The organism is Shewanella pneumatophori (assembly GCF_023283895.1).
Taxonomy (GTDB): Bacteria; Pseudomonadota; Gammaproteobacteria; order Enterobacterales; family Shewanellaceae; genus Shewanella; species Shewanella pneumatophori.
In genome coordinates, this window is record NZ_JAKILB010000012.1 from 84,034 (window position 1) to 103,168 (window position 19,135).

General features: G+C 44.4%; 12 protein-coding genes. All 12 read left to right on the plus strand.

Annotated features, from left to right (window positions below):
- Positions 1-76 precede the first annotated feature (76 nt).
- Positions 77-1,069: an AAA family ATPase gene (locus L2740_RS16730; RefSeq protein WP_248951228.1), complete on the plus strand. Its 993-nt coding sequence runs from the start codon at positions 77-79 to the stop codon at positions 1,067-1,069.
- Positions 1,066-1,995, plus strand: coding sequence for a DUF58 domain-containing protein (locus tag L2740_RS16735; RefSeq protein ID WP_248951229.1), 930 nt, complete (start codon positions 1,066-1,068; stop codon positions 1,993-1,995). The genes L2740_RS16730 and L2740_RS16735 overlap by 4 nt, the downstream gene beginning before the upstream one ends.
- On the plus strand, positions 1,992-2,555 hold the full coding sequence (locus L2740_RS16740; protein WP_248951230.1) for a DUF4381 domain-containing protein: 564 nt from the start codon (positions 1,992-1,994) through the stop codon (positions 2,553-2,555). Before L2740_RS16735 ends, L2740_RS16740 begins: the two co-directional genes overlap by 4 nt.
- The gene (locus L2740_RS16745; protein ID WP_248951231.1) at positions 2,539-3,615 is read left to right on the plus strand and encodes a VWA domain-containing protein; all 1,077 of its coding nucleotides are present in this window, start codon (positions 2,539-2,541) and stop codon (positions 3,613-3,615) included. The genes L2740_RS16740 and L2740_RS16745 overlap by 17 nt, the downstream gene beginning before the upstream one ends.
- A complete protein-coding gene (locus tag L2740_RS16750) occupies positions 3,615-5,177 on the plus strand; it encodes a VWA domain-containing protein (RefSeq protein WP_248951232.1) in 1,563 nt (520 codons plus the stop codon). Before L2740_RS16745 ends, L2740_RS16750 begins: the two co-directional genes overlap by 1 nt.
- The gene (locus L2740_RS16755; protein WP_248951233.1) at positions 5,170-6,594 is read left to right on the plus strand and encodes a hypothetical protein; all 1,425 of its coding nucleotides are present in this window, start codon (positions 5,170-5,172) and stop codon (positions 6,592-6,594) included. The genes L2740_RS16750 and L2740_RS16755 overlap by 8 nt, the downstream gene beginning before the upstream one ends.
- 741 nt (positions 6,595-7,335) lie before the next feature.
- Positions 7,336-7,584 carry an OadG family protein gene (locus L2740_RS16760; RefSeq protein ID WP_248951234.1) on the plus strand — a complete coding sequence of 83 codons (249 nt, stop codon included), beginning with the start codon at positions 7,336-7,338 and terminating at the stop codon, positions 7,582-7,584.
- A gap of 18 nt (positions 7,585-7,602) precedes the next feature.
- On the plus strand, positions 7,603-9,420 hold the full coding sequence (oadA, locus tag L2740_RS16765) for a sodium-extruding oxaloacetate decarboxylase subunit alpha (protein WP_248951235.1): 1,818 nt from the start codon (positions 7,603-7,605) through the stop codon (positions 9,418-9,420).
- A gap of 8 nt (positions 9,421-9,428) precedes the next feature.
- Positions 9,429-10,559 carry a sodium ion-translocating decarboxylase subunit beta gene (locus L2740_RS16770; protein ID WP_248951236.1) on the plus strand — a complete coding sequence of 377 codons (1,131 nt, stop codon included), beginning with the start codon at positions 9,429-9,431 and terminating at the stop codon, positions 10,557-10,559.
- 217 nt (positions 10,560-10,776) lie between these two features.
- Positions 10,777-12,489 (plus strand): type I secretion system permease/ATPase, encoded by a 1,713-nt coding sequence (locus L2740_RS16775; RefSeq protein ID WP_248951237.1) that lies wholly within the window; start codon positions 10,777-10,779, stop codon positions 12,487-12,489.
- A 10-nt stretch (positions 12,490-12,499) separates the two neighbouring features.
- Positions 12,500-13,813, plus strand: coding sequence for an HlyD family type I secretion periplasmic adaptor subunit (locus L2740_RS16780; RefSeq protein WP_248951238.1), 1,314 nt, complete (start codon positions 12,500-12,502; stop codon positions 13,811-13,813).
- A gap of 35 nt (positions 13,814-13,848) precedes the next feature.
- The gene (locus L2740_RS16785; protein WP_248951239.1) at positions 13,849-19,134 is read left to right on the plus strand and encodes a calcium-binding protein; all 5,286 of its coding nucleotides are present in this window, start codon (positions 13,849-13,851) and stop codon (positions 19,132-19,134) included.
- Position 19,135 lies beyond the last annotated feature (1 nt).

Here is a 19,135-nt window from a genome sequence, read left to right on the forward strand (position 1 = left end):
TTCGCGCCCTTTTTCTATTTTAGCGCCTAGTTGGCGCTGGTTTTAGATTAGAAAGTCGATAAAGGAATATGCATCTATGACTGGCTCACAGATAAGTGGTCAACAGGTTCATCAGCAACTTCAACAGCTACAACTGGCTTTATCACAGCAGGTGCTTGGCCAAGAACATGTTGTTAAAGGGCTCATTTTGGCCTTACTTGCTAATGGTCATGTGTTGCTAGAAGGCTTACCTGGTACAGCTAAAACACGCTCGGTTAAAACCTTGGCTGAATTATTAAATTTATCCAATGGTCGTGTGCAATTTACGCCGGATTTGCTTCCATCTGATGTTATTGGTTATGAGGCGCTTTCTGCAACAAATAGCAACCAAATAGACTTTAACCCCGGCCCAGTGTTTAACCATATTTTGCTCGCTGATGAAATTAACCGTGCACCACCTAAAGTACAATCAGCATTGCTTGAATCAATGGAAGAACGTCAAGTCACTGTGGGTAACACAACCCATGCGATGCATGAAGTATTCTTAGTATTAGCCACGCAAAACCCGATAGAGCAAGAAGGTACATACCCGTTACCTGAAGCGCAAATGGACAGGTTTTTATTTAAAATCATCCTTGAATACCCTGATGATGACACAGAGCTGGAGATTATTCGTTTAACACGAGGACAAGAGTCAGCAGCGGACTTAAGCGCTCTTGTTATTGATGATGCGGATAACTTAATTAAGTCAGCCAGACAGATGGTTCATCAAGTTTACCTGTCTGAGAGCATTGAGAAATATATCGTAGCGCTAGTGATGGTGACAAGAAAGCCTGAGCGCTATCCAGATAGTGACTTACGTGAGCTTATTAAAGTTGGGGCTAGCCCGCGAGCGTCTATTGCGTTAGATAAGGCATCTCGCGCACATGCGGTTTTAGCTGGGCGGGATTATGTTGATCCTGATGATGTACGCGCTGTGGTTTTACAAGTATTGAGTCACCGTATTAGTCTTTCTTATGCCGCTGTTGCAAAGGCTAAAACTGCGCAGGATGTTGTTAAAGAAATCGTGCGAGTGACACCATTGGTATGACGATAAAGGATGAGCGGGTTTATACCAACTTACCGGCGCTGTTAGCACTGAGATACCAAAGCCAACAATTGTCGTTATCACCTAAGTATCGTCCAGCTGGCATGTTATCTGGGCGGCATGCTTCGAATGTGAAAGGTCGTGGATTAAACTTTGAAGAGCTACGCCAATATCAAGCGGGTGACAATATACGCCAAATTGACTCTCGAGTTTCTGCGCGTCTAGGTAAGCCCTATGTTCGGGTATATTCAGAGGAAACCGATCGTCCGGTTCATATTGTTATCGATCAGCGACTGGCTATGTTTTTCGGTAGTCAATGTTTTACAAAATCTGTGGTTGCCGCACAAGTGGCAGCAATGCTTGCATGGCAAGCATTTGAAAGCGGCGATCGTGTTGGAGGATTAGTGCTTGGTCCGCAAGATTGTATTCAGATTGACCCCATGCGCTCTAAAGATAATGTTATACGGTTTTTAGAAGCCATCGTTCGTGCTAACAACCAACTAGATCTAGCTGCTAGCAAACTTTCACAAAACAGCCCCTCACTGCTTTCGCAGGCAAGACCGCTTATCGCACGCTTAACTAGCCAAAGTGTAATGCTACTGATTACTGACATTGAAGGGATCCAAACTCAAGAATTTGCTGAGTTGGAGGCATTATCTCAACGGGCTAACATCATACTTTTTATTGTGCAGGACTCATTAGAGGATGACTTATCTCGTGCACATGGTTTGAGTGTGTCTCACGGAGAGCAGCAGGTTAACATCCAGTTTAATGATGATAATCAGCGTAAATACGGTCAGTTATATCAGCAACGATTGACAAGTTTGGAGCAATGTTTATTAAGCAGCGCGTTACCTGTTGGGGTACTCAATACAACTGAGCCTGCGATAAACCAATTGATGCAATTGCTTAGCGGTGAACAGACATGAATCAGTTAGCTCAGTTGGTCGAGATCACTACACCAGATGCAATCAGTTGGTGGCCATTAGCTCCTGGCTGGTATCTGGTGGTATTTGTGTTTTTTATTACTGCTTTATTTGTGGCTTGGCATAAAAGGAAAACATGGCTTCGTAATCAATATCGCCGCAACGCTATTTTCGAAACCCAAAAGCTGACTTATGTAGAAGCTAACCAATTAAATCAGCTACTTCGTTTAGCTGCGCAGCGGGGCAGTTTGGAGTGGAGAAACAAGAGAGCTCAGCTTAATGTAACCGGGAAACCATGGTTTGAGTTGCTCAATAGTTTGGGACCTAAAGATCTATTTACTCAAGAGCAAGTGGCGCGACTAGAATACCTTAATTATCACAGTAGTCAGGAGTCTGCTAAGGCGGACGTTTTGGCTGCTGAAGGTGTTGCTGCTGACTCTTCTACGGCAGTTGAGCCGAAACAGGCTAGCAAGCTTAATGAGTTATCGGAGACCGAATTTGAGCTGCTAAAAACATTAGCAATTAAATGGTTAAAGGAGCACAAGTTTGAGCATCTCGCTTGAGTATCCATGGCTACTGATTTTAGTTATTTTACCTTTATTTATTTTTAGGTTTTCGCCTGCCTATTTACAACCCTCTGCGTCAATATATCTGCCTTTTTTCGCTCGCTTAATCAGAGCTACGGGGCAAACTCCAACCTCAGGTAATCAAGTGCAGCAGCGTAAACGGGTGCAAATGTTGGCGCTGCTTTTAAGCTGGTTGCTGCTGATTGTTTGCCTTGCTCGTCCAGTATTGCTCGGGGAGCCAATATTTGTTGGAAAAACCGGACGAGACTTAATGGTGGCTGTTGACCTGTCACAATCGATGGAACAAAAGGATTATCAATTAGATGATGAAACAGTCTCTCGATTAACGGCGTTAAAATCGTTATTAGTGTCTTTTTCTGAGCAGCGTAAAGGAGATCGTTTAGGCCTAATTGTTTTTGGTTCTGGTGCCTATTTACAAGTCCCTTTTACTGAAGACTTAACCTTGTGGCAGACATTGCTAACGCAAATGGATACGCAAATGGCGGGACCTGCGACAGCAATAGGTGACGCCATTGGACTTAGTATTCGTGCATTTGAAAACTCAAGTACTGAGCAGCGGGTTTTACTATTGGTAACAGATGGCAGTGACACCAGCTCTAGGCTTGATCCCGTTGACGCGGCGCGCGTAGCGGCTACAGATGGCATCCAAATTTATACCCTAGGTATGGGATCAATTAATACCTTAGGCGATGACAAGGTTGATTTTAACACCTTAAATAAAATTGCAGTGGTGAGTAACGGTAAGTCGTTTGAAGCAAGTGACAGTAACGCTATTGCAAAAGTATTAGCCCAAGTAAACGACATCGCGCCGGCATCTTATCAACAGCAAAGTTACCTTGCTAAAACAGAGCTTTACCCATATTTAGTGGGGCCGATGATCATCTTATATACCTTAGTTTGGTCAGGGCTCGCTTTGGCCTCATTTGTGGCTAGGCGCAAAGCGATAAAGTATGAATCAGTTTATCAAGGAGTGATTAACGCTTCAGATAATAGCGAAAATAAGCAAGTCGCAGATAGCTTAAAGGAGGAAGCCTGATGTTGGTTAATTTTCAATTTGCAGCTCCTTATTGGTTATGGCTATTTATTCCTGTTTTGGCGCTTATGTATGGTTTATGGCGTCAAAGGGTAAATCAGCAACTAGCGGGGCAAGGGATTATTGCTGCGCATTTGGCTGCTGTGTTTTCGGTGCAAAATCGTCAGCGGGCAAATAATAGTCCTATTTTACTCACTTTACTTACTGCAAGCCTTATTATTTTAGCTTTGGCGGGACCAAGCTGGTCGACTAGTGATGGTGATAAAATTAAAGCGCCGCTGGTTGTAGCGTTAGATCTATCCAGCTCCATGGTAGAAGGTCAGCAAGATCTTACTCGGCTAGAGCGCGCTAAATTGATGATTACTCAGGTGCTTGCTCAAGCAGGTGCAAGGCCAATTTCTTTAGTTGCATTTGCAGGTAGCAGCCATCAAGTGTTGCCTCCTTCAAAACAATATCAATTGCTTACTCTCTATCTTGGCTATATGCAGCCTGAAGTCATGCCTATTGATGGCAATAACCTTAATTCTTTGGTTACCGCAATCAGCTCTATGTCTGCAGCAAAGGAATATGGCTTTGACTTACTTGTGGTAACTGATGGCGCGAATAGTGATAGTAACGAGCTAACAGCCTATCTTAAACAGCAAAATGCTGATGGCATTGTAGCAGCGTTAACGCCGTCTGCTGAAGGGCTCGCAAGTGGGCTGAACCTTGCTTTGATCTCAACCAAGCAGTTAACTCGCAATCCTCAAGAAGTGGCAGAGCAAGTGACAAAGTTAACCGCTAATGCAATCGCTAAATCAAGTATGTTGGTAAATCATGGTTACTGGCTACTTTACCCTGCTGCCTTATTATTGCTGCTATTTTTCCGTCGAGGTTTTAGCCTGTATTGGACTGCAGCAATAGTACTGAGTATTAGTTTGTCGCCCACTCCTGTTAATGCGCAAACGCATTGGCTTGACTGGTTTATGACTGCCGACCAACAAGGGCAATTTTACTTTAATCGCGATGACTTCAAAGAGGCTGCTATCAGGTTTAACGATCCTGAGTGGAAAGCGTTCGCGCATTATAAAGCGAAAGAGTATGCGAAGGCAGCCAAGATATACCGCAAGTTAGATTCAACCCAGAGTTTATTTAATTTAGCAATGAGCTATACCAGAGGGCGCAACTATAGCAAGGCGCAACAAGTGTATGAGTTACTTCTTGAAATCGAACCCGATAATCAAGCGGCTGAAACTAATTTACGCATTGTTATTAACCTTATTCGAGACATAAAGCAGCTAGGGGAAAGTCAGCAAGAAGAAAACCCTCCAGAGTCGATAAGCCCTGATGAAATGACTGATAGTAACTTAGGTGCTGACAAGCAAACCGTAGGCAAGATTGAAGTAACCTTACAAAAACTATCTGTGGCGGAATTATTGCGTAGCGATAGCAAAAAACAGCAATGGCTCAGAGATATTAGTAAAGATCCACAGCAGTTTTTAGCGGCCAAATTTCAGGCTGAATATAATCAATCTATCAGCGTTGAAAAAGATTCAATTGTGCCGGAGGTCAATGTTGATGACTAAAGGTTTAGCAACCCTTTGCAAATGTGTATATCTAAGCTCCGGTTGCTCTCTTAGGGTTATTAAGCCTATTAGGTTTGAATCAGCTTTTAGCGCTGCAGTATGTTTATCTAAGTTGGTATTTTTAGCATTTAGTTTGTTAGCCAATTTACTTGTCGCCGAGCTCGCTTTTGCTGAAACCAACGCTGAACAGGCATTTGAGCCTCAAGTCATAGTGAGTCGTGCAGAAGTTAATCCTGTTGTCGGGCAGAAAGTGCTTCTTAGATTTGAACTGCTAGTTAATGGCTTTTTTAATGGCGCTACAAAGTTTGAGTTACCGTCGATGTCGAGTGCTCGACTGGCTAAAGCCTCGGATTTTGCAATTAACGGCAGTAAACGAGTTGTAGGCAAAACCTTATCATCACAAATATGGGATGTTGAGCTTTATCCTGAACAAAGCGGATTAATTGAAGTGCCCAATATTGTGTTTGCTATTCACTATGTTGATGCAGACTCAGGTAAATCTTTATCACGAACAATAGTGGCAGAGCCCATTTTGGTTTTTGCTTATCTACCCGAATCGCTTAAAGGAGTTTCTACTTATATAGTGTCAGATAATGTGCAGGTAGAAGATAACTGGTCAGAGGTAAAGGTCGAGTATCAACCCGGAGATATCATTAAAAGAACGCTAATCATTACCGCAGATGATACGCCTGCAAGCTATATTCCGCCGTTTAAGGCTAACATAGCTGATGGTATTACCCTTGTGGTTAAAGAGCCGCAATTAGTAAATGAAAATAATAGAGGTGAGAGCCGCGGTCAAATTACTCAAGATCTGACTTATATTATTGATAAGCCTGGCAACTATGTTTTGGGAGGTGAGGTTATTTCTTGGTGGCAGTTAGGCAGTGGTTTGAAGCTGAATCGATTAGAACAAAGAGATGTGGCAGTTATAGGTTTTAGTACTAAAAATGCTTATCACATTTTATTGCTGCTTTTAGGCTGTGGTTTTTTAGCCTTAATCTTATTTTGGATTAGAACGCGAAAATCAACTTTATATAGCCAAGCTAAACATGCTCTTGCGGCAGAGGATTGGCCATTATTTGTTAGCTTAATGTACCGCAAGCATGATAACTCAGCATCGCCAGCAAGATTAACGGCGCAACTACAATCTACGGATAATGCTAAGCAAAGTCGCAAGGCTGAAAAACTAACTGGTACGCTAAACAAGCTCTTTGATTATCTTTTTGCAAGGAGTTCCGCTGTGGAACTTAAGACAACTCCGCTGCAATCGCCAAGTGAAAGTGGGGAAACTAACCAAGCTAGTCGCACTGAAACTAATGATATTGATAAAGATGGTAGCGAGTTTAAAAGCAAAGAAGGAAGGTTACCAAGTAAATCAGATTTAATTAAGTTGCTCAAAGCAACCTTCAACAAATAGTTTAATTACTTGTCATAAAGTTAGTTTTAACCTCACTTAAAAAGCTCTGGTCACAGCAAACCTGCCAACCTATATGTTTTGCTGCAGAGCTAAGCGAGAACTGCTTTCTAGTGGCATCACTTCTTATCGTTTTTAACTTTTGCTTTTTGTTGTTTTGCTAACTCCGTTAACTGCCATCTGCTGGTACTGGTATAAAATTTGTTAATTTTTTTCTCTGTATAAGCGCCGGCTTGCACTTTTATCACGATGATACTCGCTTCCATTTTGCTTGCTCAGGGCTCCATCTCAAAATCTTTTAATTATGAAATTCACATTTTAAATATCTGAAGAGCCTGATTTATATGACTGTTGTCACATCAGGCTTTGGTGCATAAATTTTCATTTAGTAGCGTTATTAAATCTCTGTTCTATTTTCTGAATTCATTTTCCACTAAAACTGCAGTTAAATTACAAAGAGTTTGTCGCAAAAACGAGTATATTGATGAATCTTCATTTTAGTGGCTTAAATGGTATTGATTTGTTAGTCACCGCCTATTAATGATCGCTTTTATGGTATGACCAATTTACAAAGGGTTCGCTATTTTGTTATAGATTGGTTATTGTTTTTATTGTTGTTCATCATTTGAGCGTAAAGTCGCATCTAGAATGAATGGAATAAAATGCATAACATGTGAATGGTAAGTGAATATTTATTGGTGGTTTATATGTTTATTCACAACAAAATGCCAACGAGAGGATTAGATGGCTTCAATATCTGAACAGTTATATGACGCGCTAGGGATCATGGTACTAGGTATGGCCCTAGTATTTATTTTTTTGAGTTTTCTTATTTTGGCGATGAACCTAGTCGCTAGAAAGTTTGGACCAACACCACAAGCCGTCAATTCTGCACCAGTGGCACAGCCACAAAGAGCTGACACGAGTGTGAGCCCATTAATGACTGCGGTGATCACTGCGGCAATTCATCAACACCGTAAAAAAGTATTATAAAAAGTAGGGAGTATTTGTATGAGCAAGCCATTGGCTTTAACTGATGTGGTCTTAAGAGATGCGCACCAATCTATTCTCGCTACTCGTTTGCGTACCGAAGATATGTTACCTATTGCACCTTTACTCGATAAGGTTGGTTTATGGTCGATAGAATCTTGGGGCGGCGCCACTTTTGATTCTTGTATTCGCTACTTAGGCGAAGATCCATGGGAGCGTATTCGTGAACTGAAAAAAGTCATGCCTAATACGCCACAGCAAATGCTACTACGTGGACAAAACCTACTAGGTTATCGCCATTACGCTGATGACTTGGTACACCGTTTTGTAGAGCGTGCTCATACTAACGGCGTTGATGTATTCCGTGTGTTTGATGCAATGAACGATGTGCGTAACCTTGAAGCCGCTGTTAAATCTGTGATTGAGGTTGGCGGCCATGCACAAGGTACGCTTTCTTATACGACTAGCCCAGTTCATAACCTAGATACCTGGGTTGATATGGCTAAACGTATTGAAGATATGGGCTGCCACTCACTATGTATTAAAGATATGGCTGGTTTACTTAAGCCGTTTGAGGCCTTTGAGCTAATTAGCCAAATTAAGTCGCAAACTGATTTAGTTCTTTCACTGCATTGCCATGCAACAACAGGACTAAGCACAGCGACTTACCAAAAAGCGATTGAAGCAGGAATTGACGTACTTGATACTGCAATTTCTTCAATGAGCCAAACTTATGGTCATAGTGCAACCGAAACCTTAGTCGCTATGGTAGAAGGCACTGACCGTGCAACCGGCTATGACATGGATCTGCTAGAAGAGATCGCGGCTTACTTTAGAGTTGTACGTAAAAAATACGCTGCATTTGAAGGCGAGCTAAAAGGCATCGACTCGCGTATTTTACGTGCCCAGGTACCAGGCGGCATGCTAACAAACATGGAAAGCCAGTTAAAAGAGCAAGGTGCTGGCGATAAGCTTGATTTAGTTTTAGAAGAGATCCCACGTGTACGTGAAGATTTAGGTTTCTTACCATTAGTTACCCCCACGTCTCAAATTGTAGGTACTCAGTCAGTAATCAACGTTCTAACTGGCGAGCGCTATAAGTCAATGACTAAAGAGACTGAAGGTGTATTAAAAGGCGAGTACGGCGCGACTCCTGCACCAGTTAATGCAGAGCTGCAGCAGCGTGTATTAGCGGGTAAAGAAGCGATAACTTGTCGCCCAGCTGATCTACTTGAATCAGAACTTGGTAAGTTACGCATTGAACTGAAAGAGAAAGCTGAAGCAGAGGGGATCAAGCTTGCTGATGAACTTGATGATGACGTATTAACTTATGCATTATTCCCACAAATCGGTCTTAAGTTCCTTACTAACCGTAATAACCCTGACGCATTTGAGCCAAAGCCTGAAGTCGCTGCTAAAGCACTAGAAGAAGCGAAAAAAGCAGAAGCAAAAGCGGCAAGTCAGCAAGGCCCAGAAACTTACACGGTAACGGTTCAAGGTCAAAGTTTTGTTGTTGAGGTTGCTGAAGGCGGAGATATCAGCCAAATCACGCCAACTGAGAACGTTGTGCCTTTTACAGCACCTTCGGCGTCAGCAGCGGCACCTGTGGTAGATTTATCGGCAGTAAAGCATGAGCAAAATGCACCATTGTCAGGCAATATTTTCAAAGTTCACGTATCGCCAGGTGACACGGTAAAAGAGGGCGATGTGGTGATTATTCTTGAAGCGATGAAAATGGAAACTGAAGTCCGTGCTGAAGCCGATGGGGTGATCTCTAAGGTTTGGGTGAAAGAAGGTGACGCAGTAGCTGTTGGTAGCCAATTGTTGGCATTAGCTTAGGAGTCATCATGGACGGATTAATTGCATTTTGGGCTGAATCTGGCATTGCTAACTTTGACGGCGGCCAGCTGCTCATGATGGGTGTAGGCTGCATATTGCTGTATCTAGCAATTGCAAAAAAGTTTGAGCCATTACTACTACTGCCTATTGGTTTTGGTGCCATATTGGCCAACATTCCTAACGGCGGATTTACTGACGAAGGCGGCTTACTGTATTTCGCCTATTACGTCGGTATTGAAACCGGTATTTTCCCGCTACTGATCTTTATGGGAGTGGGAGCATTAACAGATTTTGGTGCGCTTATTGCTAACCCTAAAATGTTATTGCTGGGTGCTGCGGCGCAGTTTGGTATTTTTGCGACTTTGCTTGGAGCTATAGCGCTTAACTGGATCCCAGGTTTTGATTTCTCAATGACAGATGCTGCAGCCATCGCCATTATTGGTGGTGCAGATGGGCCTACAGCGATTTTCTTGGCCTCCAAACTCGCACCTGAATTACTTGGCGCTATTGCCGTTGCTGCATATTCTTATATGGCATTAGTACCGTTAATTCAGCCACCAATCATGCGCTTGCTAACGACCGAAGCTGAACGCCAGATTAAGATGGAACAGTTGCGTGAAGTGAGCAAGAAAGAGAAGATTATCTTCCCGTTGATGGTGCTTGGACTAACGATTTTGTTCCTACCAGCTGCAACTCCACTAGTGGGTATGTTCTGCTTAGGTAACTTAATGCGCGAGTCTGGTGTTGTTGATAGATTATCAAGCACAGCGCAAAACGAGCTAATCAATATTGTGACTATTTTCCTTGGTCTAGCGGTTGGTTCTAAGTTATCTGCAGAGCAATTCTTACAGATGGAGACTTTAGGTATTTTAGTACTTGGTGCAGTTGCATTCTCTATCGGTACGGCTTCAGGCGTATTAATGGCAAAAGTGATGAGCAAACTATCCGGTGGTAAGATTAACCCATTACTTGGTGCTGCAGGTGTATCGGCAGTACCAATGGCAGCGCGAGTGGTTAATAAAGTAGGCTTAGAGTCGAATAACCAAAACTTCTTATTGATGCATGCAATGGGACCAAACGTTGCGGGTGTATTAGGTAGTGCGGTAGCAGCCGGTGTGCTACTTGCTGTTTTGGGATAAACCTTATTAACTAAACTTATTTAAACCTATTTAAACCTATTTAAAGTTATTTGTTTTGAAATCAATCCTGTACTGCCAAGTACAGGATTTTTTTTTGCTGTAAGCAAAATAATATGCGCTGTTGACTATACTAAGGCTTAATAAAAGTAATCAGTATAAAGACTTGCCTGTGTAGCGGGCATTTAGCGGAACCCATTCGCAATGGAGTGCGATTGTTATGAATGATAACTTCAACAGTATTATTCGCTCACTACAAACGGAATTGAAGTATGTGGCGATATTCAGTTTTTTTGTCAATTTATTGATGTTGGCGTTGCCCATCTACAGCTTGCAATTGTTTGGACGTGTAATTGCCAGCTCTAGTTACCACACCCTGATTAATTTAACTCTAATCGTTATCTTTCTTTTGCTTATTCAAGCCTCTTTAGACTTCGTGCGCAATAAGTTATTACAACAAAGTGGATTGAAACTTGAGATGCGCTCAAGCTCATTATTGGTTAATGAGGCTATTCAGGAGTCAGCCCGTCAAGGTGGAATAAACAAACAAAGCTTGCTTGATGTTCGTGAAGTGAGAACGCTGTTATTAACCCCATCTACCAGCGCAATTTTCGATGCGCCTTGGGTAATCGTATTTTTGATTGTGCTATTTGGCTTGCATCCGCTACTTGGTGTTACAGCTACCGTTGGTGCAGTGATTTTGGCATTACTGGCTTTTGGTGTTAAAGCAGCTGCTAAGCTGCCACAAGATGCAGCCTCTAAAGCTGTAATTGAAAGCAGTATGCAGATTAATGATATTTTGCGTCATGCCAGTTCATTGCAAGCGATGGGAATGGCGACTGATGTTGCCAAACATTGGCAGCAGGGGCATAAGCAATTACTTGGACTACAGTGGAGCGTTGCTGACAAAGTCAGCATGATGTTGGTGCTCACCCGTTTAACTCGAACTTTACTGCAAGTGGCCGTTATTGGTATCGGTGTTGGCCTTGTTTTGACTCAACAGCTAGGCACCGGCGAAATTATTGCCGCTTCTATTATTCTTGGCCGAGCCTTGGCTCCTATTGAACAAGCTGTAGGTTGTTGGAAGAACTGGGAGTCTAGCTATCAAGCCTATCAAAGATTAAAACTCGCATTAAAATCTAAAGCCAACAAGCTAAAAACTTCGTTACCCGCTCCCCGAGGTGAGTTTTTATTAGAGCGAGTTAACTTTGTCATTAATCGCCATAATAAACCGGTACTTGCTAACATTAACTTTAGGCTACAAGCTGGGTTGTCTTTGGCAATTATCGGCCCAAGCGGTTCAGGTAAGTCGACGTTAGCTAAGTTGTTGATGGGGATAGTTGCACCGACAAGTGGCATGGTTAAGCTCGATGGTGCCTGTTTAAGTCAATGGAATGCTGATGAACTGGGACGTTATATCGGCTTTGTGTCTCAAGATGTTGAGCTACTTTCAGGCACAGTTGCACAAAATATTTGCCGCTTTAGTGATGCCGACCCAAAAGATATTGTTGATGCAGCGCGTCTTGCGTGTGTCCATGAACTGATTATTGCCTTGCCTAATGGTTATGAAACCCAACTAGGAGAGGCGGCCAACCAAATTAGTGGCGGTCAAAAGCAGCGGCTTGCACTGGCAAGAGCAATATTTAGCAAACCCAAAGTGTTAATCCTCGATGAGCCCAATTCTAATCTCGATCCTGAGGGAGAAGTTGCCCTCGCAATTGTGTTGCAACACTGCAAAGAGCAAGGGATCACAGTGATCATGATAAGTCATAGACCCGGTTTTTTAAGGCAAATGGATTGGGTCGTATGTTTACGTGATGGCTGCATTGAAAAAGCCGGACCGAAAGAAAAGTTTATTTCTGACATTCATGAGATCAGTGAGCGCACCGAAAATGCGGTGCAATCTATCGACAAATCTGTCGCTAATCATTAAGAGGTGAATCATGGACGATATTACCGACTTTAATACCCGTAAAGTCATTACCTCTGGCATCGCAATTATTGTGTTTGCTGTGGGCGGTTTCGCTCTTTGGGCTGGGTTAATGCAAATTGATGCCGCGGCGATCGCGCCCGGTAAATTGGTGGTCGAGTCGCAGCGCAAAAAAGTGCAGCACTTGCACGGTGGACAGGTAAAGCAAATTCTCGCGTTTGATGGTCAGCGAGTTGAAAAAGGCCAGACACTGATTGAGCTCAGTGATATACAAGTTGAGGCTGATTACCAACGCATTTTATTAAAGACTCTTAGAGCGCAAGCTCAAATTGATAGATTAACCCCCTTGTTAAATGAAGCCGATATCATCAATCAAACCCGGCTAGTTTTTTCTCCTTTAATTAGCGCGCATCAAGAAAAGCCTGAAATTAGTCAACTTATTGTAATGCAGCAACTGATCTTCGATCGACAAAAGTCAGACTACCAACTGCTTAACCAGCAATACCAATTCCAGAAAAACCAGCTAGAACATAGTTTGAAAGGAACTGAGTTAAGAATAAAAGCTACCGAAAAGCAGCTCAGCTTAATCAAGGAAGAGGTAAAGATGAATGCCAGTCTGCTTGATGATGGCTTTGTATCGAAATCAAGGCATTTAGCCATTCAACGCAGTGAATCAGGTGTTGAGGGATTGCTTGCTCAACTGACATCAGAGGCTGAGGTGATTACTGCTCAACTTGGTGAATTAACCCAAACTCATGCAACCAGCCGCTCGCAGCGCCAACAAAAATGGGCCCAGCAACTGCAAGAGCAGCGTCAGCTTAGAGATGAAGGATTGCATGCATTATCGGCTCAGAGTGATAAAAAGCAGAATATCAATATTACTGCAGAGCATAGCGGAACTGTAGTTGCTATGAGCATACATTCCATTGGCGCCGTGATATCACCTGGTCAGGTGTTAATGGAGCTTGTGCCAGAGTCAGACGAAATGATAGTGGAAGCGTATGTTCGCCCTGAAGATATCGATGTGGTGTATGTCGGTCTATCAACTCAAGTGAGGCTAACCGCTTACGACAGCCGAGATGCAATCCCGATGCAAGGCGAAGTTATTCATGTTTCCGCCGACCGTTTTTTTGCGGCATCAGCCGGGCAGCCTGAAGGTTATTTAGTTAAGGTCAGGCTTAATTTAGCTGACAGTCCGCAACCTAATATCAAACTCCACCCAGGGATGTCTGCTGATGTATTTATCGTGCTTCAGCCCCGTTCACTATTGCAATACTTACTCTCCCCACTAGGTCACTCCTTCGAGTTGGCATTTCGAGAAAGTTAATTGAAAACAATACTTAATTTAAGAGGACTCTTGTCATGGACGGTAGCAATCAAAATGATTTGTTAGTAGGAACAGAAACAGATGATCACTTAGAAGGACTAGAAGGGAATGACATTATTGATGGCCGAGCTGGTGATGACTACCTAGTCGGAGGTGCGGGTGATGACAATATTTCGGGCCAAGAAGGGCAAGATTTTATTCTAGGGGATCAAGGGCTAGATCAGCAATCAACAACGCCTGTGGTTGAAACCGCAGAGACAACGGCTTGGGGTGTAGCGCAGACGGTATTTACTGCCGGTAATACTCTAAGCCCTATCACCGATAATTCTCCTGCTACGCAAATCATTAATATTGGTGGTCATGTTGGTAGTGCTGGTAATAACTTTAACTTAAATGTTTCTGTGCCTGCAGGTAGCCCTTTGTTGGATGCTGGTACAGAGCTGACCGTAAATATTCTTATTCCAGATGCCAACGGGGAAATGGTTATTGCAACCACTGGAACCGTGACGCAACTTCCTGACGGCACAATTCAAATTAATTTTGAGCTGACTCCTGAACAATTAGATTCTAGTGGTGATATTCAGTTGCAGTACCTTACGAGTGGATTAGAACCGAATGAAGAAGTGGTTATCGATTCGGTAGAACTCGTCGCATTAAACACTTATGACGACATCCTTGATGGCGGTGTTGGAGATGACCATTTAATGGGTCAGCAAGGTGAAGATACCTTATATGGCGGTGAAGGTGATGATCTGCTCGATGGTGGTATTAATAATGACCAGCTTCATGGTGAGGCGGGTGATGACTTGTTGATGGGCGGACAAGGCGATGACTTACTTAGCGGCGGTGAGGGAGCTGATACGCTAATGGGTGGTGATGATGCCGATACGCTGCATGGTGGTAGTGGCAACGACACGTTAATGGGAGAGCTGGGTGATGATACTTTGTATGGCGAAGAAGGTGATGACTTACTAATAGGTGATGATGGTCAAGACGCTTTATTTGGCGGAGCAGGACATGATCAGTTATTAGGCGGTAAAGGTGCAGATGAATTAACCGGTGGTGAAGGTAATGACTATCTGCAAGGCGATGAAGGTCATGACGTGTTATCTGGTGGCCAAGGGAATGACACAATAGTCGCAGGTAGCGGTGATGATGTATTGCAAGGGGAGGAAGGTGATGACCTTTTACTTGCAGGTACAGGCAATGATGCCCTTGCAGGCGGAGACGGCAATGACAAACTATTTGGTGAGCAAGGAAATGACACCCTAAGCGGCGGCGATGGCAGCGATGAATTACATGCTGGCAGCGGTGACGATGTATTAACTGGTGGTTCTGGTGATGATGTGCTTTTTGGTTACTCGGGTGCCAATTTACTTGATGGTGGTACAGGTAACGACACCATTTATGGCGGTAGTGATAGCGATACAATTATCGCTGGCGAAGGGGATGACCTCGTATATGCCGAATCAGGTGATGACAAGATTGATGGCGGATTAGGTAATGACGCTTTATATGGTGGTGATGGCAATAACACCATAGATGGCGGAGAGGGCCACGACACGATTTTCGCTGGAGCTGGTGATGACAGCCTAACCGGTGGCAGCGGTGACGATACCATTTATTCTGGAGATGGCATAAATAGTATTGATGCTGGCGAGGGTAACGATACTGTTTATGCAGGCACGGGGGAAGACAATATTGATGCTGGTAGTGGTGATGATGTGGTATTTGCTGGCGGTGGCAATGATACCGTGGTTGCTGGAGCTGGCAGTGACACCATATATGCTGGCGCTGGTGATGATGTGTTAGCGGGTGGTGAGGGCGATGACACTATCTACGGCGAAGATGGCGATGATCTCATTAGCGGCGGTGCGGGTAACGATACCTTGTATGGTGGTTCTGGGCGCGACAGGCTTGAAGGTGGGGCTGGAGATGACAGTCTTAGCGGTGGTGATGGCGATGATACTTTGCTATCAGGCTCTGGCAATAACTTTGTTGATGGTGGCCAAGGTGATGACAATATTATTGCCGAAGAAGGCGATGATGTGCTCATTGGTGGTGATGGTGTTGATAGCATAATTGCTGGGGCAGGTAACGATATCGTCGATGCCGGCTCTGGTAACGATAACATTGACGCCGGAGAGGGTAACGATACTGTTTATGCCCAAGGTGGTGACGATACTGTTGTTGGTGGATTAGGTAACGACTTACTTCACGGTGGTGTAGGTAATGATCACCTTGATGGTGGAGAAGGCGACGATGCTCTTTATGGCGATGATGGTGTCGATACGCTTGTTGGCGGATTGGGCAATGACATGCTTGACGGTGGTGCCGGGGCAGACATTCTTCAAGGCGGAGAAGGCAACGACACGTTAATTGGTGGCGCAGATGATGACAAATTATCAGGCGGAGTTGGCGACGATATTTTAGTCGGTGACGGCGGCGATGACGTGTTATTGGGTGAGGCGGGCGATGACACCATTTATGCCGGTTCCGGCGCTGATATTCTTGAGGGCGGTGATGGTAACGATAAGCTATTTGGTGGCGATGGTAACGACGAGCTAAGAGGTGGTGCAGGTTATGATGAGCTATTTGGCGGTGCGGGTAACGATACCCTCTATGCGGAAAACGAAGCGGGTCTGCTGGCGGGGGGGGAAGGTGATGATCGCTTAATAGGCGGTACTGCAGACGATGAGCTTTATGGTGATGCGGGTAACGATACTATTACTTCTGCCGAGGGTAATGATTTAGTTTTCGCCGGCGAAGGTAACGATAATGTCGATACAGGGATCGGCAATGATACTGTTTTTGCTGGCGGTGGTGATGACATCATAGATACCGGCGACGGCGATGATAAAGTTTTTGGAGAAGACGGCAGCAACACTATTAATACTGGGGCGGGTAAAGACGAGATCTACGGCGGAATAGGCGCTGACACTGTATTTGCAGGCAGTGACGATGATGTGGTTTATGGTGGTGATGGTAACGATAATCTGCATGCTGAGGACGGAGATGACTTTGTCGATGGCGGTACCGGAGATGATGCTATTAGCGGTGGCATTGGTGTCGACACATTATTTGGTGGTGATGGCAGTGATACCATTAGTGGTGATGAGGGCAACGACTTGCTGTTCGGCGGTGAGGGCAACGATAACCTCAGTGGTGGTGAAGGAGACGATCAACTTTATGGTGAGGGCGGTAACGATACATTAGCGGGTGGGGTGGGTGCCGATCTGCTATTTGGTGGTGCAGGTAAAGATAAACTCGATGGTGGTGACGGAGATGATCAACTCTTTGGTGATGACGGCAACGATACTATCGTCGGTGGTTTAGGCACTGACTTTATTGATGGTGGCAGTGGTAATGATGATATTGATGGCGGTGAAGGCGACGATATTCTTTTAGGTGGCGATGGTGATGACACCATTGCTGGTGGAGCAGGAGCTGATAAGTTATTTGCTGGCAGTGGAAACGATCACCTGCTAGGTGGTGCAGGTAATGATGAGCTGCACGCTGAGTTTGGTGATAACACCTTAGATGGCGGTGAAGGTGACGACGTATTATATGGCGGCGCAAATAACGACACCTTAATTGGTGGTGCTGGTAAAGATTATATTGAATCGCACCAAGGCCATAATATAGTTGATGGTGGTGCAGGTGAAGATACCATTATTACTGGCAGCGGCAACGATCAAATCGCAGGCGGCGCCGATAACGATAGCATCGAAGCAGGTAATGGTCATAACGTCATAAGCGGTGGTGCAGGTGATGATAATATTGTTGCCGGTAGTGGCAATGACGTTATAACTGGTGGCGAAGACCACGATACTATTCACGCTGGCGAAGGTAATAACCAAATTAGTGGTGGCTGCGGAAATGACAGCATTGTAGCAGGTAGCGGCAACGATATAATTTCTGGCGGAGAGGGCAATGACACCATCAATGCAGGTAATGGCGATAACCAAATAAGGGGTGATGATGGCAACGATACCATTGTCGCAGGTGCGGGCAGCGACATTGTTGCTGGTGGAGCTGGTGATGACACAATTCGCGCTGGTGATGGGCATAATACTATTACTGCCGGGCTTGGTATTGACTCAGTAATCGCGGGTTCTGGTAACGACAATATTGCAGGTGGCGATGGCAATGATGTCATTGATGCTGGTGCTGGCGATAATGTACTAAGCGGTGATGCGGGCAATGATACTCTGGTTGCTGGTGGCGGGAATGATGTGCTGAGTGGCGGCGATGGCAGTGATAACCTTAATGCTGGTGATGGTAACAATGAACTTTCGGGTGGCGCTGGAGACGACAAATTAGTCAGTGGTTCAGGTGCCGATTTGTTAGACGGTGGTGACGGTAATGACTCTCTATCATCGGGTAGCGGCAATGATCAACTCTTTGGTGGTGTAGGTAACGACACCCTAAGTGGCGGCTCAGGCGATGACATGCTTTATGGTGAAGCTGGAAACGATAAGTTAACCGGTGGCGGCGGCCATGATCAGTTGTTTGGCGGTGAAGGTGATGACAAGCTAATTGGTGGCGGAGGTAATGACCAACTGCATGGTGATGCAGGCCATGACCAATTAAGTGGTGGTAGCGGTAACGATTTATTATTTGCCGGAGAAGGCAACGATAGCTTAGATGGCGGTAATAATGATGATGAATTATATGCAGGCAGCGGTGATGATAAGTTAGCCGGTGGCAGTGGTAACGATAGTTTATTTGGTGAGGCGGGTAGCGATACCTTAGACGGTGGAACTGGTGCTGACTTAATGTTTGGCGGTGGCGGTGACGACACCATAGTATTTGACCGAGAGGACTTTGGTAGCAACGCTGATGGCAGCATGAACAGTGACAGCTTTAGCTACGATGGTGGCGACGGTTTTGATGTATTACAGGTTTCCAGTAGCAATAATGAAATTATTGATATGACAGGTGCCGGGATTCAAAACATGGAGGCTTTTATTGTTGAAGATGGCGTCACTGATATTCAGTTGATGCTGTCGCTCGATAAAATCTATCAGCAAAGTGATGGAGATGGGATTGCATCTAACGATGCTGATGACCCATTTGAAAATAACTTCTTAGTTGTTGGCAGCGAGAACTTAGATTTATCAGGTGGGAATTGGACTCAATCTGAAACCATGTTAACCAGCCAAGATATGGACGATGAACTGCGAGAAAAATATGAAGCTGAAGGTGTCGATATTGACACCCTACAAGGCTTTATCTTCTCTAGTGACGAGGGCGATGTGGTCATTTGGAGCGATATTGACTTATCAGATATCTCGCTCAATGATGAAGCACTAGGTTAGC